Here is a 21,550-nt window from a genome sequence, read left to right as displayed (position 1 = left end):
TTGTAACTTTGGGATAAACTTTCTTTACTCGGTTTGTTCGGTTAAATCTATCATTATATCTGGGTCTTCATTGTTGTTCAAATTAACCTCTAAAGTCTGTCCTTGAATTGTCACTTTATCGCCTGGTACTAGTCGCCGTCCTCGTCGAGTTTCCAGCATACCGTTTACTTGAACATCGCCACCTTGAATCATCAGCTTGGCTTGACCTCCAGTTGGCACTATACCCATCAACTTTAAAAATTGATTTAACTTAATTGTGTTGTCTCTAATTTTCTTCATAGTAAATAAATGTACACAATCTTAATTGTATCGTGGCCTTCTCAAGCCAAAGGATAAATCTGTTACACGACATCATCAGCTAAGTACAGCATTTCATTAATTCGTAGCAAATTTACTGCTGAATTCAGCAGTAAAACACCTTTGATATATTAATACGCTTGGGTTAAGCGTAAACGTTACCCAACTAAGCTTTGATAATGTTGGTTTACCCTGCGGGAAGCCCCTTCGGGTCTACGTTCTTCAACCTAACCTACTGGTCTGTCAAACCCATTTTGACGGTTGGAGAGACGCGATAAATCGCCGTCTCTACAGAAAATTTATTCGTCAATTATTTCTTGACAGACTACTACGCCAGTTTTAGTTTTTAGCCTTAACCCAAGCGTATTGCTTGATATTTGGGTAACAGATGAATAGTTGTGTACTTCACTTTCCTTGAAATCTACTGTAATTTGGCAATACCCAGCGATGCCAATGCGTCGGCAAACAATGCCAATGCGTCGGCTGACAATGCCAATGCGTTGGCAAACAATGGCATTGTGTCGGCAAACAATGGCATTGTGTTGGCAAACAATGCCAATGCGTCGGCAAACAATACCATTGTGTCGCCCTGCGCTTAACAACGTTATGCTTTTACGCAAAAATTTTACCGATAAATGTGAATTTACACCAGTTTTCATTTAGTTGAACTGTATATGTAGTAGAAGCACAGCAATGCTGTACCTTTACTGCGTGGTGTATTTACCTGAAAATTGCTAATTTTATTAATTGCCTGTGGTGGAGCGTAGGCGTAGCCCGTCGTAGATATCGCTCTAACAAAAACTGTAATACCAGTTATTATCTATAATGTTGATCGACAAAACTGCCAGATATGGGCTAAAAACTAGTCTGGAAGGTTCTTTTAGTGTGTTCAGGGGACTGGATCTATGATTAAGCTTGGTTTATTGGTACAGTCCCAGAATAACTCTTTGGGTATTGGAAAAGTTACAGAAATATCTGATACCAATGCAAACGTTGAGTATTTCTGCTCTATAGGGCAACGTCTCCAAAAAACTTTACCTTTAAATTCTCTCTCTCAAGTCAAGCTGGAACCCCAGGCTCGATGCTATATTAAGTCCCAAACTCAGGATAAATGGATAGTTGGGAGAGTTTTCATTTGGGATGAAGATACAGAAATGTATCAAATTGATTTACCAGATAAGAAAACTGCGATCGCTTCTGTTGAAGACATTTACGTTCGTTGTAATCTACCAAATACAGACCCTATCCAAACTCTGGCGATGAAGGGTCACGAAACGCCCTATTTCCACGACAAAAGATTGGCTTTCGTGAAATCCTTGATTCAGCAACGCGCTGTGAGTCGCGGGATGACGGGACTAATTTCGGCAAATATTAATCTTTATCCTCACCAAGTTGAAGTAGTGCGGCGGGTACTGGAAGACCCAATTCAACGCTACTTGTTAGCAGACGAGGTGGGACTCGGAAAAACCATTGAAGCGGGTGCGATTCTCCGTCAATTTCTTCTCGATGAACCAAAAAAAGGTGCGGTGGTGATAGTTCCGCAATATTTGCTCAAACAATGGCAAACTGAGTTAGAAAACAAGTTTTACATCTCCCATTTTCCCAAACGGGTAGCAGTGCTGGCGGTTGAAAATATCCATAAAATCAACCTGAAAGCAAAGATAGGTTGCTTAATTTTAGATGAAGCCCATCATATTGCGGCAATGGCGACCTCTAAGGATGCAACAGTGCGCCAGCGTTTTCAGACTTGCAAAGAACTTGCTCATAAAAGCGATCGCTTGCTTTTATTATCTGCCACTCCGGTTCTCAATCACGAGCAAGATTTTCTGGCAATGTTGCACTTGCTCGACCCCACAACCTATAAACTTGGCGATTTAGCAGGTTTCCGCACCAAAGTTGAAAGCCGTCAGCAAATTGGTAAACTTCTGCTTTCTTTTAAAGAAGGTGCAGAATCAGAGGTTCTCAAAAGCAACTTGCAGCAACTACGAAACCTCTTTGTTGAGGATAAGTATTTACTGAAGCTAGCGGATGATTTAGAAAATTTACAAGCAAATTCTACCAAGCAAGAGCAAATCATTCAAGCGATTCGCGTCCATGTCAGCGATATCTATCGACTACATCGGCGAATGCTTCGCAACCGTCGCGCTGCGGTGGAAGATGTGATATTTGACCGCAATTTTACGCCAAAAGAAGAGTATGATTTAGACGAGCGATCGCTTGATATCCACGAACTCCTGAATCAATGGCGGAGTGTTGCTCCTGGTGAAAAGCAATATCAGCGAGTTTTTCTGCTGTTATTTCTCGCTGCTGGTACTTGGTTAGGCATTTTAGAGCAGGTAATTACTGCCCGGTTAACTGGTAAGCCTCATGCTAAAATCCAAGAGTTTAAAGAAGATGATGTTCGCTTATTAACTACAACCCCCAAATTTTCAGGGGAAGAAGAGATTCTCCAATCCTTACTAAAAATTGTTCGTCAACCTCAAGAGGACGGACAACGGACGGAAAATTTGAAAACAGTGTTGCTGAATCAGCTAGGTACATACTTCAAAATTCCTGCAAACGTTCGGAAAAATCAAAAGGAATTCATCACGAGAATACAGCAGAGAATTAAGAGACCAATTACTGGCGACATTCTGCCCAAATTTGTTGTATTTACCAGTTTTGTGCAAACTTGTGGCGAAATTGTCCGGTATTTATCTAATACCTTTGGTGCAGAAACAATAGCCAGCCATCAATTTGGAGAATCACCAGACAAGGTTGAGGAAGGCTTAAATAGGTTCAAGAATAACCCAAACTGCTTTATTTTAGTATGCGATCGCTCTGGAGAAGAAGGACGTAACCTTCAGTTTGCCGATTGGTTAATTCATTTTGACCTTCCTTGGTCGCCTAATCAATTAGAGCAGAGAATTGGCAGACTTGACCGCATTGGCAGCAAAATTGGTATCCAATCTAGTGCCTTGATTGGCCCTTACTTGGAAGATAGCTCTCACAATGCTTGGTATAAAGTCTTAAAAGATGGGTTTGGTATTTTCCAACAATCAATTGCCAGTCTACAGTTTTATGTCGATGAGAAACTTGCAGAATTAGAAACAGTTTTGTTTCAATCAGGTGCGGCTGGATTGTTAGAGATGGTTTCACCAATTCAAGAGCAAATTGAAGCGGAAATAGCCAAAATTAGTGAGCAAAATGCTTTAGATGAAATTGATGCAAACGATGAAATTGCTACCGAGTATTTTCAAGACCTAGATAATTACGATGCTCGTCATCTAGAAATTAGGCGAGCAATTGAAGGCTGGATTTGTGACGCGCTGGGATTCAGAGGACTCAATAATCCAGATTCATCAGAGATGCGACGTTATCAACCGACAACGCGGACATTGGTGCCGATAAATGAGTTAAAAGACCGTTTTGCTGAGAGTTATCTAGACCAATTTGGTACTTATAATCGCAGAGTGGCAAACCAGAATGCTGGTGTTAAACTCTTTCGAGTTGGCGAAGGATTTATCGAAGCACTCTTGAACTATATCAACTGGGATGACCGAGGTGAAGCCTTTGCTCTGTGGCGCACTGATGCATCTTGGGACGCGAAAGAAGGGAAGGAATGGTTCGGTTTCCAGTGCAATTATGTAGTCGAGGCAAATTTAAGAATTGCCAAACAAGTTTTACTAGATAACAAACTAGATAATTCTCAATTCAAAAACTTGCAGCGACGTGTTGATGCTCTATTTCCACCAATTATAGAAACTATCTATGTTGATGGTCGCAATGAGCCAATCCGGGTTGTTGAGGATAAAGCTCTTTTAAGTATTCTGCAACGTCCATATAAAGATAAAAACAATAATCAAGGACGAGATTACAACCTAGCAAAAGAACGCTTAGGAATTATTGACGATTTTGTTGATCCTAGTAAATGGCAAAATTTTTGCTATCAAGTGCGTAACACTTCTTCAGAATTACTTTCCAATCGTCCCGATTTTATTGATTTATGTCAAAGTTGTGCTATGGTTGCCGAAAAGAAATTAGCCAATAGAGTAGAACAATTACGCCTACGTCTGAACCAGCAAAGTTGGGATAATGCATTAGCTGAAGAATTGAAGATAGAAACTGCTTTAAATGCAGCCATTCTAGAGGGAATTCGCCAGCCGCTTCTGAGGCTTGATTCTGTGGGTTTTATTGTTGTATCGGGGCGATCGCTTGTGCAATTTGAGTGATATTGTGTGCAATTAAATAGCTTTGGTAATCCTATTTGATTTCCAAAAATTAAGAGCTTGAGATCCCCGACTTTTTAAAGAAGTCGGGGATATTTTTATTTTTGTGTTACTGGTGAAATTGCTGTAAAAACATATACTGATATTACACGCTCAAAGAGGGTGCTAGGGCTAAAGTTTTTGTCAAATCAGTAAGGAGAACGCGATCGCAGAGGTTAAACAATTCTGCCTCAGTAGAAGTCTGTCGCATCAACCGCAAAAAATGACCTTCAGTGTCAACACTCAGGGCAATGTAGTTGAGGAACATTTTCAAGTAACCTACGCGCGATCGCTCTGGCATAGTTGCTGCTGTTGGGGTTTGCCATAAACGATCGATATAGTTGCGTACCTCTGCTAAAGGAACGGGCGCGATCGGCTCGAAACGCAAAGCTTGCCGAATTTGATTAAAAAGCCAAGGATTACCGATCGCCCAGCGTCCCACCATCACACCCGCCGCGCCCGTTTGAGAAAGCACTTCAACAGCAGTTGTTGCCGAGTTGATATTGCCATTAGCAAGCACTGGACAATGGACTTGTCTGACTGCTTCAGCGATCAAATCATATTTCACTGCCCCATGATACATATCTTTGACGGTGCGACCATGCAAAGAGAGCAAATCAATGCTGTGGCGATTGATTATATCTAGAATTTTGTAAAAATTATCTGTATTTTCAAAGCCTACACGCATCTTGACAGTCAAAGGTCGATCGTTGACTGCTTGCCGTAGTTCTCCCAAAATCCGATCCACTTTTTCCGGCAAGAGCAGCAATCCACCCCCAACATTTTTGCGATAGATTCTAGGTGCTGGACAGCCCATGTTCAAGTCAACTCCAGCGATATTATAGTTGCAGAGTTCCTTTGCTGTTCTTACTAAGTCTGGAATGCTTTCGCCAATCATTTGAGCAAAAACGGGACGACCTGTGTCGTTTTCGGTGATTGCTGCTAGAATGCTACGATTGAGCCGTGAGGTATCATTGACGCGGAAATATTCGGTGAAAAAGTAGTCAGGACTGCCGTAGTGGGCAATGACCTTCATAAACCAGAGGTTTGTCACATCCTGCATGGGTGCAAGAGCCGTGAGAGGTAGGTGTGGATAGAACGATTGGGGGAGCGATACCTGGGGCATAAAGATGAAGAGCGATCGACAAAGCATCACTGTTAAGTTATACCAATTTTAAAAATAATTACGACATATAGCGGTTCTCGGTTGAGTGAGGTACACCCGTAGGGGCACGGCAGTGCCCATACGTGTCAACTTAAGCCGAAAACTATATCAGACAGGCGTTTTGTAAATCCCTCACGCCCTCATCCCCTAACCCCTTCTCCCTTGGGAGAAGGGGAATTGAATGTCTAGCTCCCCTCTCTCTTGGGAGAGGGGCTGGGGGTGAGGGCAAAATGTCTTCACCAAGCGGGTTTAGCGTTAAGTTGACACCAATGAGCAATGCTGTGCCCCTACAGCGCCGATCTATTTACATCAAAGAATGATTAATAAAAACCTGAAACGACGTATTTACGTTGATACACAACATGATTTTTTTGTACAGTGCGTAAGTCCTATAATCTTGTACCGCATCTGAATGGGAACCGCTATATGCACTAATAGAACCCAAACAGAGAAAGCGATTCCCAATCCAAAATCTAAAATCCAAAATGGTATTAATTGGTGTTACTGCACTAATGGAGAGGACATCTGCTATCCTATATTCTGCTGTGCTTTCTATAAAAGTTTTTTGAATTAGGCAATATAGCAAGTAGGTTTATTAGTAGTCTTATTCAACAATCTTTTTTATCAAAACTAAACGATAATTATAAATATTTAGCAATTTATTTTGTTGTTGCTCCAGTATATTGTAGGTTGGGTTAAGCAAAGCGCAATCCAACAAAGCCCCGAAAATGTTGGGTTTCGTTCCTCAACCGGTTATGACTATTAAGCGTCGGCAATTTCTCGCAACCTCTGGACTTGCTACCTTAGCTACCCAAATACCTGCACTTACCGCTCAAGGCAAGCCATTTCTAAACACGAGCCGCAAGCCGCCCCATCTACAAGTGGGCGATACCGTAGGATTGATTTCTCCAGGGGGTATCGTTGACGCTAAAGACATCGAAGCAGCGCAGCAATCAATTTCAAAGTTGGGGTTAAAAGTCAAGCTAGGGAAGCATATTTTAGACCGTTATGGCTATTTAGCGGGTAAAGATGCCGATCGCGCCCAGGATGTAAACTTGATGTTTAGCGATCGCTCCATAAAAGCAATTATTCCCATGCGTGGTGGCTGGGGCTGTAATCGCATTTTACCTTTACTAAACTACTCGCTAATCCGCTCACATCCAAAAATTATCATGGGCTACAGCGATATTACAACGCTGTTATTAGCAATTAATGCCCGTAGTCAAATGATTACTTTTCATGGGCCAGTTGCCACATCTACTTGGAATCAATTTACAGTCGATTACTTTAAACGCATCCTATTTAATGGTGAAGCTGTGACTATGCAAAATCTCAACCCTAGCGAAGTGCGGTTGGAGATAATAGCACCGGGAAAGGCGAGGGGTAAACTTGTAGGTGGAAACTTATCAGTGCTATCAGCGATGGTGGGTTCACCTTACTTACCTTTTTGGAACAAAAGCATTCTGTTTGTGGAAGAAATTGGTGAGGATGTTTACCGTGTAGATAGGATGCTGACGCAGTTAAAAACTGCTGGGATACTTAATCAAATTGCTGGCTTTATCTTTGGGCAATGCACTAAATGTAGCCTTGGGGATGAACCGTCATTTACATTAATGCAAGTATTGCAACAACACATACTTCCTTTAGGTATTCCTGCTTGGTATGGTTCAATGATTGGTCATATTAAGGATAAATTTACCTTGCCAATCGGTGTAGAAGTAGAAATAAATGCTGAACTTGGGACAATACAAATGTTAGAGGCGGCTGTTAGCCTTGTGTGAAGGAGGCAGGAGGTTAGAATATAAAAATAGTGACTCACATTTTATCTAATATGTAGGGGCAATTCATGAATTGCCCCTACAGTAAATCACTAATGACGACCAAACCATTTAGAGGCGATCGCTCCTAAAGCTGCTCCGACCACTGGATTACTGAGAAACTTAAGAATCGCTGGTTGTTCAGCCATCACTTCTTGGAAGATGTCAGGATGGCTATGATATGTGAAAGATGCCAGCTTGCTGAGGTCATCTGCACTTATGTGGTTAGGGTTATGGGTAGAAAGTCCCAAGTCTTTTTCTAGATGGCGTTCGTCTAGACCTCTTTGCTTTAAGTGCTTGAAAAATGACCGTGCGACATCATCCCGCTCGTTAGGTTTAATCTGAGCGATCGCCTTCTGCAATTCTGGCTCCATCTGGCTGGGAGGAATGCTGTTATGGTTGAAAGACCGACCAAATAATTGACGACGTTCTTCGTGGGATGAGCGTTGAGCAAAATCATCAAAATTTTGGTATTCCTTGGTTGGGTCAGATGAAACATCATCTAAAGACTCTGTATTACCGTGAGCCAACTCGTTGAGAATTTCGCGTTTATACTTGTCACTGCTGCTCATTTTAAATGTCTCCTTTTCTACTTACAATCAACTGAATTAATTCAGGTTTTCCCAAAACTTAGAGTCGTTATTTATACTGAACTTGCTGAGATTGCACATCATACTGAGCCGTCAAAATCAGTTTTTTGTCTGGTGCATACATCAAAACTTTTAAGTTTTGATTCGGGAAATTTTGGTGAAAACCTTGGAGTAAGGATTTTGCTAATGGTCGCACTTCGGTCGGACGAACTTGAGGTGCAATCACGACACCTAACTTATTGTTGTCACGTACATAAGCATCCTGGACAATTCCCTTGGCTGTAGCGACAACCCAGTTCCCAAAATCTTGACCCTGTACACTGTTACCGCGTGACAACAAGGCATAGTCGGCACTATGACTGATTCCAGACGGTAATTGAGTTGGTTGTTTAGCTTGAACAGTACCACTACAGGCGGCAGTCGTTGTTAGTACTAATACCAAGACTAAAGCTGTTAAAACCCGACGAAACTGTTGAATTATTTTCAATTTAAGCACCTCATCTAAACTAATGACTCTTTTGCAATATCAATTTTCTGAAAGTAATTTTGAGTATAAGTAGGTAGAAAACCCACTTTTACTAACTCAAATGCAATGACCTTTGTAGTTTAAGTAGGTTAACCCCGGTCAGTTTTATTCTCTATTCGAGTTCCATTAGTGTTAACATCTAATTCTTCGCGTCGAATGGTTTCTTGAGCTTCAACGGTTTCTTTGTCTACAACTTTCTGCACTCTGACTTCTTCTCGCAAAAAAGCTTCCTTTTGGATGTCTGCAACTTCTTCATAGAGGTTTATATGCGCTACCTCGCCCTCGGAAAAGTCAGTCGCGTCACCAGACACAACTTTGCCTGTGTCTTGAGAAGTCACTCGCTCAATCACGACTCGCTCTTTTTCCAGTGGAACAGCAACTCTTGCAGTTTCGGTTTCAATATGCTTACTAATTGCTACTTCTCCGCTTTTTCGGCGCTGTTTATTAGCAACTAACCTTTCTTGGTAAAGTTTGAAAGTTTGGTCTTCGTGAGCGCTGACATCATACAGATCCGCGTCCTGTGCGTAGGTGTAGTTGTCAGGACTTGGAGTAGTGCGACCAACTGTCGATGCTAGCGCAGCTGAACTTTCTACAGACGGTGTACGATATCCTCCACGCACCTGTTCTTCATAGTCGTAGTCAAGTGTTGTATGCTCTTGATATTCAGGTAAATTTTCCGCTTGCTCTCTTGTTATACCAACAACATATACACGGTTTGCTGTAGAGTCAATACGCGATTTTCCTACTGGTAGTAAGACTTTCTTGCCAAAAATCCAAAAGCCGATGTCAACAATTAAATAGCGGAATGCTCCTTGGTCGTCTACTACAGCATCATTTACTGTGCCAATCTTCTCATCAGTTCCTTGAACATACACACCCATTCCTTTGATGTCATTACCTTCAATAGTATTATGGTAATCTGCATCAAATTCACTTATTTTCTGGAGTGGCATTATTTGATTCCTTAAAATCTTGCTGTGTCTTTTTTATAAATTACACAATTTAGTTTAGATAAATCTTCTGTCCGAGGATTGACTTCAATCATCTTGATATTTCATCAATCGAAGTAATTAAATATAGTTTAATAACCCAAAAGTATGAGACAGGATAAGGCTTTTAGTATTAATGTATTACTCTCAAGGAGATTGATTATAACTAAATTTTTATAACTTTCGTGACTAGTTTCTAGCATTTATGTGACTACTTACTAGCAGTAGATTTCAAGTCTAAATTTAGCTAAATCGATACATACTATCAAACCTAGCTAGTTTAATATGTTTATTAATACCTTACACTTAAATTAAATATCCTCACATTCTTAAAGATTTATTGCCTGAAGTTGTAATGCTTGCTCTATCACTCTTGTTGAAGACAGAATTTATTCCAAAAGATTGATGAGAAGTAAATCTAAAAATGCCTAAATATTATTAAAGTCCTAAAAAATTCGCAAACAAATATTTACCTGTGCTGCTAAGGAGCAATAAGGAGAAATAATGGACTTAAGTGTACATCAGCGTGCTATAGGCGTATTTACTCATCATCGGGATGCGGAATAAGCGCTGCATAAGTTGATAAATTGTGGCTAAGTGTAAACTTTAAAACTGCTCTCATTGCAGAAAATCAGGAGATAATTATGGATACAGAATTACAGCAACAGCAGTATGTCGATGCTGCCTCCCAAAACCAGATAGAAGCACTTAAAGGTTCAGAGTCTGGAAACCTGGCAATGTTACCACCCGCCTCGGAAAATGAAGAACAATGGCAAAAAAATGGTAGACAGATTTCTATATTTTTGGCAAAAATACCTGAGTACATAGGTAGATTCTACCAAGAATACAAACTACCGATTATCACCTTTGCTTTGCTTGTGATAACGGTTACGGCACTAAGAATTTTTCTAGCGGTACTCAACGCAATAAATGATATTCCACTAGTTTCTCCATTTCTCCAATTAATTGGACTTGGTTACACAATTTGGTTTACTTTCCGTTATTTGCTCAAAGATTCCACTCGGCAAGAATTAACAGCAGAAACTCGCTTGCTTAAAAAACAAATTCTAGGCAGAGAAGAATCACAGACTTTAAGCTAACTAAAGTATAGTGGCGAATACAGTGTATTTGAACTTTCGGTCAAGTAAAACTCGGCTTTTTACTTGACCATTGTATAGAACTGTAGACTTTTATACCACGTCAGCTAAATTAGCAGGAAAAGAAAATGTATGATCAAGACAAATAGATTAGCTTCGCTGACAACAACAGTATTTCTTTCAACATTGCTAACAGTCCCGCTGCTTAATAGCTGCGGTGGAGGTTCCCAACATGCTGCGCCACCTCCAATTGACGATAGTGTTGGTAGAAATTTAAATAATCGCGCCCCCGTAAATCAACCCCAAGCTAGGAGGGGATTGAGTACAGGGCAGAAAGTGGCAATCTTGGCAGGAGCCGCTGGACTTTACTACCTCTACAATCACCGAAAGAATGCCCAAGGAACAGGAGCGCAGGGGAAATACTACCTTTCTAAGAATGGGCGTGTTTACTATCGAGATGCTCAACATCGCCCTATCTGGGTAACAGCGCCACAAGAGGGCATTCGTGTTCCACAGGAGGAGGCACAACAATACCGGGACTTTCAAGGATATAATAACAGTCCCACAGGGCGAGATTTAAGGGGTTTGGGTGAAGGTACTGTTCCAACAAATTAATTTTTGTACATATTATAAATAGATGGCGTTTAACCGTCATTCTATTTTTTAATAGAAACTTTTTTCCATATTTAAACTTAATAATGTTCCTAATACCAATTCTGTTATGACTTACGCAAAAAGGCAGTGAAAGCCTTGATTTTCCGTAGGGGCAATTCATGTAGACTCAAAGCGGCTGAGAGTTATATTCTAGCAAGGTCAAATAGAAGAAACTCAGCTTTATTTTATCATTGTAAATTACCTACGTGAGCAGCGGATTTGTATAAAAATGAAACAGTTAGCAAAAATATTATATAGTAAACTTCTGCATCTATTTCACCAGGTAATGAGAATTACCATTTCCCGTAATCCCAATTCAAAGGAAACTAATGTTGCTCTTGATGAAGAATCTCTAAAAGACCTAAATACTCAATTATCAAAGCAAATTCCTCTTCAAGATAGAGTTAATAAAGATGAGCAAAAATTACTATTAAATTACCAGTATTCAGCCAAACCTCGGCAATTCAAAAAAGCTTCTTTATTTCCTGATAGTAAGACTAATGTTGCTGCCTTGTCGCTAGTTTTGTATGGAGTTGCTGAAGTCTTATCTCAAAAAATGAATCTGTCATGGAATCAAGTAAATAATACTTTTAGTTACGAAAAAGAAGCTGAAACCGGAAAAGGAAAAATCTTTTATTATGTAACAGATAATCCCGAAACTCCACAACCAGAAACTCTGGCAGAAGAGGCAGCTTTAGTTGTTATAGACCAATTTGATCCAAGGGCCTGTGCTATTCACCTGATTTACTGTGCCTTAGTAGCTAGTCTAGATAAACCTTGGTCAGGCAATTTTGTAATTGATGATAAGCAACTAATTGAATACACAGGGCTTGTTAAACGCAGGGACTTATGCAAGCATGAAAAATTGAGTATATTGTACGGCTTGTTACGGCAACCTGCTCAGGTACTAGCTTGTATTGCATCGCCTAAACAGGGGAAAGTAGGAGCTTTTACTGTTGCTGATTTAAAGATTTGGGATATCAGCATAATACGAGATTTTGAAACAGATAAAGCTGGCAATAACAAGCTAGTGGGTTTAAAAGTGATAGGTCAAGCTGGAGTATGGACAAAATACTTCCTCAACAAATCTAAATACGACTACCACACTGGAATTATTACCAAGAAAACCGTACAGAAACTATTTAGTATTGGTAAACAAAATGCTGGCGCGGCTAGAATGCTAGTTTGGCTAACCTTCCAAATCCAACCGGAATTCCAGGATTGTGTAATGGGCAAGACTCTGATGGAGATTGCCTACGGTGCAGACAAAGTGTCAACAGCAGAGCAAGACAGACAGCTTAGACGGCAAATGGCTGATGATTTGGAAACTGACTTGAAAGTTGTCAAAGAAACCGGATGGGAAGCAGAACTGGAAACAGGCCCAGCTTGGTTAACAAGCAGCACAAGCGCTAAAAGACCTATAGGTTACTGGAATCAAATACTCAATTCTAGATGGCGTTTTCATTTACCAGCAGAAGTACAGGAACGCTTGACCGTGGACTCGAATCAGCTAAGTGCAAACAATATCCAGCCTGTATCAGGTAATCTCATTAGAGAAGCGAGAAAAGCAAAAGGCTGGTCTAGAGCATTTTTCGCTACAACGATGGGGAAAAGCGTTTCCTGGGTTGATGCAGTCGAGACGGGTACACGTCAGGTTTCTCAAAAGGACTTGCCCAAGTTGCTCAATACACTGGAACTACACCTTAACAGGTATTGATTTCAAGTAAACTTTTCTTTTTTATCTGAAGTAATTTTTGCTACGTATTATTACTCATTGCAACTGCGTCGGGAGGGAGGTTAGGTTTTTCGTGGGTTTTTCCATGACGTAAGCGAACCCCAGCGCTAAAGCGCTGGGGTTTGTAGTAGCCCTGAGTTATCTATATTGAGAGAACAACATAGACACCTCGAACCTCCGGGCAAGCTTACAGATTGCCCCAATAAAGAAATCATTTTTGCCCCGTTCAAATCAGCGTCGCCATGCCACCCACAATTACCACACTTGAAACGTTTATCAGACCTCAACCCAACGTCAGTTATTTGTTTTCCATCCCATTTATCCCCATTGCTAGTTACGGCAACGTCGCGCCGACCAAAATCTACACCAATAACATTGGTTGCTTTGATTGGTTGAGGAGCTTCATCTTTGATTTGAATATGAATGTAGTAGGAACCATCTTGATGCTTGCACAACTGCGCCGACGTGGGTTTTTTGCCTCTGTTGTTAATATTTTGATAGACAGTATGAATTTCTCCTCGCTATGTTACGACTAACTGAAGTAAAGCTCCCGCTCGATCATCCTGAAGATGAGATCGAAACTGCTATCCTCAAAAAGCTGCAAATCACGGACGAAGATTTGATCGGCTATTCCATCTTCAAGCGTAGCTACGATGCCCGTAAGAAAGGAGAGATTAACCTTGTTTATATTCTGGATGTAGAAACGACTCAGGAAACTCATCTACTCAAGCGCCTGAAAAAAGATCCTCATGTGATTGCCACGCCAGACATGAGCTATCGCCCAGTAGCACAAGCATCGAGCAATTTGGCGATTCGCCCCATCATCATTGGTACTGGGCCTTGCGGCTTGTTTGCGGGTTTGATGCTGGCACAAATGGGCTTTTGTCCCATCATTTTAGAACGTGGGAAACAAGTTCGCGATCGCACCGCTGATACCTTTGGTTTTTGGAAGAAAAAATCAGACTTCAACCCAGAATCTAATGCCCAATTTGGCGAAGGTGGTGCGGGTACATTTTCTGATGGCAAACTCTACAGTCAAGTCAAAGATCCTCAGCATTATGGGCGTAAGGTATTAACCGAACTCGTCAATGCGGGAGCCTCACCAGAAATTCTCTATATCAACAAACCGCATATCGGCACTTTCAAACTGGTGGGAATCGTCCAAAGTATGCGTGCCAGAATCGAATCCCTCGGTGGTGAAATTCGCTTTCAAAGTCGGGTGGAAGATATCAACATCGAAAATGGACAGGTGCGGGGAGTCACCCTCGCCAGTGGGGAATATATCGCCAGCGATTATGTAGTTCTCGCAGTAGGTCATAGCGCCCGCGATACTTTCCAAATGCTATTTAATCGGGGAGTTTACATAGAGCCGAAACCATTTTCTATCGGCTTTCGGGTCGAACATCCCCAGTATCTCATCGACCAATGCCGTTTCGGCTCTCAAGCTGGTCATAAGCTTTTAGGTGCTGCCGATTACAAACTGGTTCACCACTGCCAAAATGGTCGTTCCGTCTATAGTTTCTGTATGTGTCCGGGGGGCTTGGTGGTTGCAGCCGCATCAGAACCGGGGCGAGTCGTCACCAATGGGATGAGCCAATACTCTCGCAATGAACGCAATGCCAATAGTGCGATCGTTGTGGGCATCACCCCCGAAGATTATCCGGGCAATGCCTTGGCAGGAATTGACTTCCAACGGCGCTTGGAAGAAAAGGCTTTTGAGTTGGGCGGTGGTACTTATGAAGCTCCAGGGCAGTTGGTGGGTGACTTTCTCAACCATCGCCCTTCTACAGCATTGGGCACTGTTAAACCATCTTATACACCTGGCGTACATTTGGGTGATTTGAGCCAGAGTTTACCAGATTATGCGATCGCCGCCATCCGTGAAGCCCTTCCCGCTTTTGACAAACAAATTAAAGGATTTGCAATGGATGATGCCGTATTAACTGGGGTGGAAACCCGCACATCATCACCGATTCGGATTAAACGCAAAGAAGATTATCAGAGTTTAAATACAGTTGGTCTTTATCCGGCTGGTGAAGGCGCGGGATACGCGGGGGGAATCCTTTCGGCCGGTATCGATGGAATTAAGGTTGCAGAGGCGGTGGCTTTAAGTATTTTGAGGAATTACAATTGTCAAATCTGAAATACTTTGTATCCGATTTGAGGTTGATAGCGATCGCCTAAAATAAAATAGTTATGAGCTAGCCCCAAGAATAATCTATGACTCAATCTACTCTTGAGAACTTGCTAATCGAACGGCTTAAGACTCTGGTAGCCAAAAGGAAGTCGCTAGATGCAAACGGTGTTGAGTTGCATTCAAGGAAATAGGAGATACCATGTGCCAAGAGCGATCGCAACGGACAATAGCAACTGAATATTGCGGCAATGGTGGAACTTCTTCAATTACAGAAGTAGTCTGATTATCTTTAAGAACTTGAAAATACCCTCCCCACTCTGGGTTCCATCCCTCATTGAAATAGAAAAGTTGAGTTACATGTTTACGCGGGATATCTGTATGAGGACGGTTCCAGAACCCTAAATCATGTCGTGTTAAATAAATTGTTAGTGAATGGTTTTTCAAATCCAAATTAGTAAGATGCTCCATCGCCTCTCGATAATCAGGAGTGAGAAGTTCTTCAATCAATTTTTGCCAACTAAGACTCAGATCCTTGATATCTTGTAGACCTTTGTACTTACTTTCATCCAGAATGCAGCGTGCAAAAAACCTGTAGTCATTATATGTATATTCCGGGTATCCATCTGGCTCAAAGTCTCTAGCATGATATTCTTTATAGTTTATAGTAGGAAAACTATTTGCTAGTTCAGATTGTACTGAAGTGTCAAGCAAGTTTTCAAATACAATCCATTTATAAGGAATTTTCTGCATAGTTGCATTACTAATTACACTCAAGTTCAACATGATCCCTCTTAAAAAACTTTCAAATAGTTTATTGCTGTTTAACTAAATATCGCTCCAAATCGTCTATCATCCGATTGGCTGCAAGGGGGCCAAACTGAACCCAGTAAAACCCCACCTCATGAACTTTTTCCTGTTGGACAACTTTCAACTTCGACCACAACGGTTCTGCTTTCAGTTGCTCAAGCATTGGGTGTAAATCCCTTGTGCCCAGTACGTCTTCTGATACTAGAAATAAAATATCCCCATCTAACTCACTCAGGAGTTCGTTTGATAAAGCGTATGCAGCAGGGCCACCCCCTAGACTTAGGGTTGCTTGACTATCCAAAGTTTGAGAGTAAGGACGTGCAACACCCGCATCTTTGAGAATGACACCTGAAAAACTTGCCTTTGCCCACAGCCAAAGTGCATCAGTACGTAATTCGGCAACCGAGACTAAAGTTGTGTTCAAGCGATCGCCCATTTTTGCTTTGAACCGTGCCAAACGTGCATAATAATTATCCATTACCTGTTGGGCTGTTTTAGTTTTACCCAGAACACGGGCTGTGAAAGCAAAAGATTCTTTCCAAGCTCCACTGGCTCCAGGAGGAGCCAAAACAGTGGGTGCAATGTGTGATAACAGTGGATAAATATCTTGATGAAAATGCATACCAAGAATTAGGTCTGGTTTGAGAAACAATACTTTTTCGATACTAGGAGAGAGCCAATCTACATCTTCAATACCTGATAGCGGGCCTACTAATCGCTGCAATTGTGAGACAAATGACTTTGAGGCAGCTATAGGTTTGATCCCCAACGCCAAAGCATTTTCTAAAGAACGACCACTAAGCACAACAACTCGTTGAGGATGAGCAGGAACTATTGTCTTACCCATAAAGTGCTGAACTACTCGAACCTGACTTAAAGAAGAAACACTCTTATCATGGCTAACTTTTGGGTAATTAAAAAAGAAACAACCGTTTAGCCACACTATCACAGCAAGCAATCCTAAAAGGGGCAGGGATATGACAAAACACTTGGTTAACCAATGAGTTGTTCTCATTAAAATTCCCACTTTACTGTCAACTGTGCTGTATACGGACGACCAGGAATAATTCTTTGGAGATAATCAAAGCTTGCTTCATAATATCGGACATTAAATATGTTATTCAAGTTGAGTCCAATGCTAAAGTTGTTATTCCGATAGTACAGAACTGCATCGGTGAGAAAGTAGCTTGGGATCGTATATGTATCAAAACTATCTGGCATTTGATCTCCAACGTAGTTAAAGCCAATTCCACCTCCAAAACCTTTGAGAGAGCCAGTAAGAAAGGTGTAAGTTGTCCACAAACTAGCGACATGAGCTGGTACTCCTTCTACTCGATTCCCGACTGGAAGATCATTGTCTTTGGTAATGCGTGCGTCTGTATAACCGTAGAAGCCAATCACATTCCAACCAGGAAGAATTTCTCCGGTGACGCTCAGTTCTACTCCCCGACTTCTTTGTTCTCCTGTTTGCACACTATAATCGGGATCGGTAGGATCGGTAGTCAAAATGTTAGTTAGTGTCAGATCATATAAAGCAAGTGTTGCTGAGAGTTTGTTATTGAATAAATCAGTCTTAACGCCCACTTCATACTGAGTACCTAGCTGTGGTTTAAAAAGGCTATCATTTTTATCTGCACCCGTTACTTGTTCAAAAGAGCGGCTGTAGCTGGCGTAGAGTGAGACAGGCGCTATGGGTTGATAAACTATGCCTACCCTTGGACTAAAGGCAGAATCAGACTGGACACTCGCCGTTGAAGCAATCCGATTAGCAAACTCATTCTCTACTAAGTCATAACGTCCACCCACAAGTAGTTTAAGGTTATTGGCAAGTGTCACTTGGTCTTGAAGATAAAAGCCTAAAGCATCATCTCTAAAGAAGATATCAACTCCTCCAAGAGTATCACCTAGTGGTTGACCATACACTGGGTTAAAGACATCAACAGGGGCGGCAGCTGTTCTAAGTACACTAGTACTTCGGGTTTGTCTAAATAAGTCAAACCCCGCCAAAAGTTTATGTTTTATACTACCAGTGTTGAAATCACCAACAACATGAGTATCTAAAGTATAAGCTTCATACTCTGTTGGCTTTGGAAAAGTAGTCTGTGTTCTTTCGACAGTGCGGTTGTCTGCTTCCAGTAGACTGGTAACAGCTGTTTCACGTAAATCAAGGGTTAAAAATGCAGCTTGAAATGAATTACTAATAGACCAGTTATCGTTAAAGCGATGTTCTAGATTGTAATTATATCTATTAAGCTGGCGGTTAAAGAAATCAGTCGGTTCCCCTAAATAACGGTTAATAGGGATTTTGCCATTTGGGTTAGGAAGTATAGTTGCACTAGCAATCTGATCACCACCAGTACCTAGCGACTGTTGGATGTCTTCATATTCTGTATCAAAAGTTAAATTTGTATTTTTCCCTATACGCCAATTAACAACAGGCGAAACGAAAAAACGCTTTTCATTATAAAAATCAGTAAAGTCTTCTGCGGTTCTGTAAGAAGTGTTTAAGCGATACGATAGACTGCCATCTTTTGTTAGAGGACTAGAAAGGTCAAGTGAAGGTTCAAAAAGTTCATAACCACCACGCCTTACCTCTAAGGCATAGTAAGGCTGACTCAAAGGCTTTTTAGTAACTATATTAATGATTCCACCTGGATTGACTTGACCATAAATTACAGAGTTTGGCCCTCTAACAACTTCTACTCTATCTATATTTGTCAGCGAACTTGAAAGAGCAGCAACATCTGCAAAGCGGTCTTTGACACCGTTTCTATAAACGTTTCTGGCTCTAAAACCTCGAATAAAAAAAGTGTCTGCAATTCGAGATGAAAAATTATTTTGGACAACGCCAGCATTTCTGAGTATCCCAATTAAGTTACGCGGTTGTTGGTCTTCGATAACTTGTTGAGGAATCACCTGAACCGAAGCGGGAATATCACGCAATGGTGTATCTGTTTTCGTTGCAGTAGTGGCATCTGGAACCCGATAACTTGTATCTGGTGGAGCAATCACATTTAACTCAATGGGCTTTTCTGGCTCTGTTGTAGATGGTTTTTGTTCTGGCGTTGTTGTTGGCTGTTGAGCAGTAGAAGTACTAGGAGTTACTCCAAAAACTAAACCTTCTTTTGTACTATCAAACAACTCCACCGCAGGCGCAAAAGCTTCCCCAGTCACCGTTACTCGCAAGGTGTTTGCATCTAAATTTGCAACTGTTACTTCTGCAATTCCGGCTACTGGCTTTTCTTGTCTAAAATCCCCACTTCTTAGTTGCAACTTGGCATTAGGGATATCTGCAATATAGGAATTACCCTCAGTTTTCGGTAAAACTTGTAACTTAAGAGAATTAGCTGTGACTAAAATTAACTCTATCCCTTTATCAGTAGAGTTAACCTTCACATCCGTAACTAATACCACATCTGTAGTTGCTTGACTAAGTTCGGGAAATTTATTCTGTCTGGGTACTCTCCATAAATATGAAGCATTAGTTTTAGGAAACTGTAGCTGATTCAATGTTTGAATTTCTTGGAAGACTTCACCTGAGCGTACTAAAGTTTTTTTGACTAACGGTTGTTCAGAATATGCTGGATTGGCTAAAGTTAGAGAAACAACAGATATTAACCAGCAAACAGCAGGATATGGTAGTCTGATAAACATTTTTACACACACTACTTAGTGAATACTAGGTCTTGAAATTGAGAATTAAGTATAATTTTCCTTTCAGTCCGTAGCCCCCAATTACTATCACTAACTAAGTTGGTGAAAAAATATATTTATACCAACCCAATTATTGTAAAAATATATAACTTTTCAGTGTTTGCGTCTTATTCGAGCCGGAATTTTTTTTATTCCATCCGGAATTTTTATCTCTGACAGGACTTAGGACTTACCCCAAACTTCTTACGAAAAGCATTACTAAATGAAGGTAAACTAGCATAACCTACTGTTCTGGCTACTTCTGTGACATTCATATTTCTTTCAATAAGCAGCTTATAAGCTAATTCCATTCGGCAATGATGCAGATAGCCAAACACTGTAGTCCCAAAAACCTGCTTAAAGCCTTGCTTCATTGTGCAATCATTTAAACCAACTTGTCGTGCTAATTCGATAAGAGATGGTGGGTTGTCTAGATGTTTCAACACAATTTCTCTAACATGATAGATGCGGTCAATATCTGATGGCTTGAGTCCATTAATCTGGAAGCAACCTTGGTTTATTTGTAGCTCTTGCTCGACTAGCATTGCTACCAGTTCCCAAACCTTACCTTCAAGATACATTTGTTTAGTAAAGCCTTGGTATGGACATTGAAGAATTTGCTGTACTGCTATTTGCATTGCGGAAGTTTGAGTTCCATAGCGCTCATAAGTTGGTTGATCCCAACGTCTAATTAGATGTTGTAATTCTTTTGGAAGTTTACCAGATGTATTTTCTACAAAACTACGAAACACATTTGGATGTAGGTGAATAGCTACTTCTACTATCCGCGCTGATGGCTCGAATACAGCGCACTCAGATGCCATACCACTGCCACTTAAAAAGTATTCTCCTGTCTTGAACTCAAGGTTTTTAAATTGGCTATCTACTAAAATAAAGAATCTAAATTCTAATGGATGCTTTCGCTCATGACATTTTAAGATTATTGATTTGGGCTGCTGATAATTGGAAATGTCTAAAGATATGCTATCTCGTAGCTGAATCTGTCGCCAATACCCTTCCCCAAATTGATATTTCCTGGTAATGTCAAAATTCTCTAAAATATCATTATTCTGAATTATTTCTGCTTGGTATAGTATTTTTAAGTAATCTGCTTGCGGGAGGATAAGTGTCATATTAATAGTAACTTACTAGAAAGTGTTGAAATAGCTATGAAGGGTAAGTGGAAGACGTATTATCCTTAGGTACGTCAGTTAACCATAGTCTGAATATTACCAACTTTGTGAGTAAAATATAAAATATTTTCTTGATACAAATCTTAAAAACAGTATTCTAAATCTTGCTGCTCAGACGGGGATAACTTATCATTGGGCTACTCAAATTGAGTACCGAAGCCATTTTTAATTAAAATTATTCGGGGAAGTACTGTTAAGTTGTCCCAAGTCTTTTGTCATAGTATCTTTACCAAATGCAGTATTAAGTAGCCAAGATTATTGGTAATACGATCGCAATACAATCTAAATATCTATCAAGCAGGGCGATCGCTCAACAATTCTCATTATGAGAATTGCTGACTTAAGAAGGTCAAACAGATGGAAACTACCTTGTCGCACTTGAATCTAGCCTGGGTCAATAGTGGCTTTGGCAGCGATCCTTCCATGCAGTGGGTAATGGACTTTTGCCATTGGATTGTACAAGTAGTTATCCAACCCAAAGAGCACAAGGGGTTTGTTTTGCTGCCTAAGCGCTGGGTTGTTAAGCGTACCTTTGGTTGGGATTAGCAAACAGACGTATACTTGCTTCTACAACTAATTGGCTTCCTGAGTGTAGATAGTCTT

Annotated in this window: 18 protein-coding genes; 8 read left to right on the top strand and 10 right to left on the bottom strand. The window is 40.8% G+C overall.

The annotated features are described in order from the left end of the window. Positions 1-24 precede the first annotated feature (24 nt). Both V7K41_RS28570 and V7K41_RS28565 read right to left on the bottom strand, forming a co-directional pair. Positions 25-279: an RNA-binding S4 domain-containing protein gene (locus V7K41_RS28570; RefSeq protein ID WP_104909068.1), complete on the bottom strand. Its 255-nt coding sequence runs from the start codon at positions 277-279 to the stop codon at positions 25-27. Between the two features lie 317 nt (positions 280-596). After that, the gene (locus V7K41_RS28565; RefSeq protein ID WP_334853722.1) at positions 597-956 is read right to left on the bottom strand and encodes a hypothetical protein; all 360 of its coding nucleotides are present in this window, start codon (positions 954-956) and stop codon (positions 597-599) included. A 246-nt stretch (positions 957-1,202) separates the two neighbouring features. Between V7K41_RS28565 and dpdE the strand changes: the two genes are divergently transcribed. Next, positions 1,203-4,508, top strand: coding sequence for a protein DpdE (gene dpdE, locus V7K41_RS28560; protein WP_334853720.1), 3,306 nt, complete (start codon positions 1,203-1,205; stop codon positions 4,506-4,508). Positions 4,509-4,650: 142 nt separating this feature from the next. On the opposite strand, the gene V7K41_RS28555 is transcribed toward dpdE, so the two are convergent. Next, entirely contained in the window at positions 4,651-5,670 is a 1,020-nt protein-coding gene (locus V7K41_RS28555; RefSeq protein ID WP_334853822.1) for a tRNA-dihydrouridine synthase family protein, read from the bottom strand. Between the two features lie 794 nt (positions 5,671-6,464). On the opposite strand from V7K41_RS28555, the gene V7K41_RS28550 reads away from it, so the two are divergent. Then, positions 6,465-7,490 (top strand): S66 peptidase family protein, encoded by a 1,026-nt coding sequence (locus V7K41_RS28550; protein WP_334853718.1) that lies wholly within the window; start codon positions 6,465-6,467, stop codon positions 7,488-7,490. Between the two features lie 89 nt (positions 7,491-7,579). Here V7K41_RS28550 and V7K41_RS28545 read toward each other — a convergent pair whose 3' ends face one another. From V7K41_RS28545 to V7K41_RS28535, 3 genes are all read right to left on the bottom strand, one after another. Continuing rightward, positions 7,580-8,098, bottom strand: a complete 519-nt coding sequence (locus V7K41_RS28545; protein WP_334853716.1) for a hypothetical protein — start codon at positions 8,096-8,098, stop codon at positions 7,580-7,582. A 67-nt stretch (positions 8,099-8,165) separates the two neighbouring features. After that, positions 8,166-8,603: a hypothetical protein gene (locus tag V7K41_RS28540; protein WP_334853715.1), complete on the bottom strand. Its 438-nt coding sequence runs from the start codon at positions 8,601-8,603 to the stop codon at positions 8,166-8,168. 128 nt (positions 8,604-8,731) lie between these two features. Next, the gene (locus V7K41_RS28535) at positions 8,732-9,595 is read right to left on the bottom strand and encodes a DUF2382 domain-containing protein (protein ID WP_334853713.1); all 864 of its coding nucleotides are present in this window, start codon (positions 9,593-9,595) and stop codon (positions 8,732-8,734) included. A 680-nt stretch (positions 9,596-10,275) separates the two neighbouring features. Here V7K41_RS28535 and V7K41_RS28530 point away from each other — a divergent pair. The 5 genes from V7K41_RS28530 (at position 10,276) to V7K41_RS28510 (ending at position 15,260) form a co-directional block, all read left to right on the top strand. Beyond that, positions 10,276-10,731: a CAAD domain-containing protein gene (locus V7K41_RS28530; protein WP_334853712.1), complete on the top strand. Its 456-nt coding sequence runs from the start codon at positions 10,276-10,278 to the stop codon at positions 10,729-10,731. A gap of 129 nt (positions 10,732-10,860) precedes the next feature. Then, on the top strand, positions 10,861-11,343 hold the full coding sequence (locus V7K41_RS28525) for a hypothetical protein (RefSeq protein ID WP_334853710.1): 483 nt from the start codon (positions 10,861-10,863) through the stop codon (positions 11,341-11,343). 268 nt (positions 11,344-11,611) lie between these two features. Continuing rightward, a complete protein-coding gene (locus V7K41_RS28520) occupies positions 11,612-13,099 on the top strand; it encodes a helix-turn-helix domain-containing protein (protein WP_334853709.1) in 1,488 nt (495 codons plus the stop codon). 260 nt (positions 13,100-13,359) lie between these two features. Further along, positions 13,360-13,653 (top strand): hypothetical protein, encoded by a 294-nt coding sequence (locus tag V7K41_RS28515; RefSeq protein ID WP_334853708.1) that lies wholly within the window; start codon positions 13,360-13,362, stop codon positions 13,651-13,653. Next, entirely contained in the window at positions 13,641-15,260 is a 1,620-nt protein-coding gene (locus V7K41_RS28510; RefSeq protein ID WP_334853706.1) for an NAD(P)/FAD-dependent oxidoreductase, read from the top strand. The genes V7K41_RS28515 and V7K41_RS28510 overlap by 13 nt, the downstream gene beginning before the upstream one ends. A gap of 117 nt (positions 15,261-15,377) precedes the next feature. On the opposite strand, the gene V7K41_RS28505 is transcribed toward V7K41_RS28510, so the two are convergent. The 4 genes from V7K41_RS28505 to V7K41_RS28490 all read right to left on the bottom strand — a co-directional run bounded on the left by V7K41_RS28505 (position 15,378) and on the right by V7K41_RS28490 (position 20,887). After that, positions 15,378-16,037 carry a hypothetical protein gene (locus V7K41_RS28505; protein ID WP_334853704.1) on the bottom strand — a complete coding sequence of 220 codons (660 nt, stop codon included), beginning with the start codon at positions 16,035-16,037 and terminating at the stop codon, positions 15,378-15,380. 28 nt (positions 16,038-16,065) lie between these two features. After that, on the bottom strand, positions 16,066-16,908 hold the full coding sequence (locus V7K41_RS28500) for an iron-siderophore ABC transporter substrate-binding protein (RefSeq protein WP_334853702.1): 843 nt from the start codon (positions 16,906-16,908) through the stop codon (positions 16,066-16,068). A 167-nt stretch (positions 16,909-17,075) separates the two neighbouring features. Next, the gene (locus tag V7K41_RS28495; RefSeq protein ID WP_334853700.1) at positions 17,076-19,715 is read right to left on the bottom strand and encodes a TonB-dependent siderophore receptor; all 2,640 of its coding nucleotides are present in this window, start codon (positions 19,713-19,715) and stop codon (positions 17,076-17,078) included. 206 nt (positions 19,716-19,921) lie between these two features. Then, complete coding sequence (locus V7K41_RS28490) at positions 19,922-20,887, bottom strand: helix-turn-helix transcriptional regulator (RefSeq protein ID WP_334853698.1); 966 nt, start codon at positions 20,885-20,887, stop codon at positions 19,922-19,924. A gap of 417 nt (positions 20,888-21,304) precedes the next feature. On the opposite strand from V7K41_RS28490, the gene V7K41_RS28485 reads away from it, so the two are divergent. Further along, positions 21,305-21,493, top strand: coding sequence for a hypothetical protein (locus V7K41_RS28485; RefSeq protein WP_442943301.1), 189 nt, complete (start codon positions 21,305-21,307; stop codon positions 21,491-21,493). Positions 21,494-21,550: the final 57 nt, after the last annotated feature.

This window comes from Nostoc sp., assembly GCF_036917415.1.
GTDB lineage: Bacteria > Cyanobacteriota > Cyanobacteriia > Cyanobacteriales > Nostocaceae > Nostoc.
The sequence above is the reverse complement of the archived record's forward strand: the minus strand, read 5'-3'. Positions and strand labels throughout refer to the sequence as shown.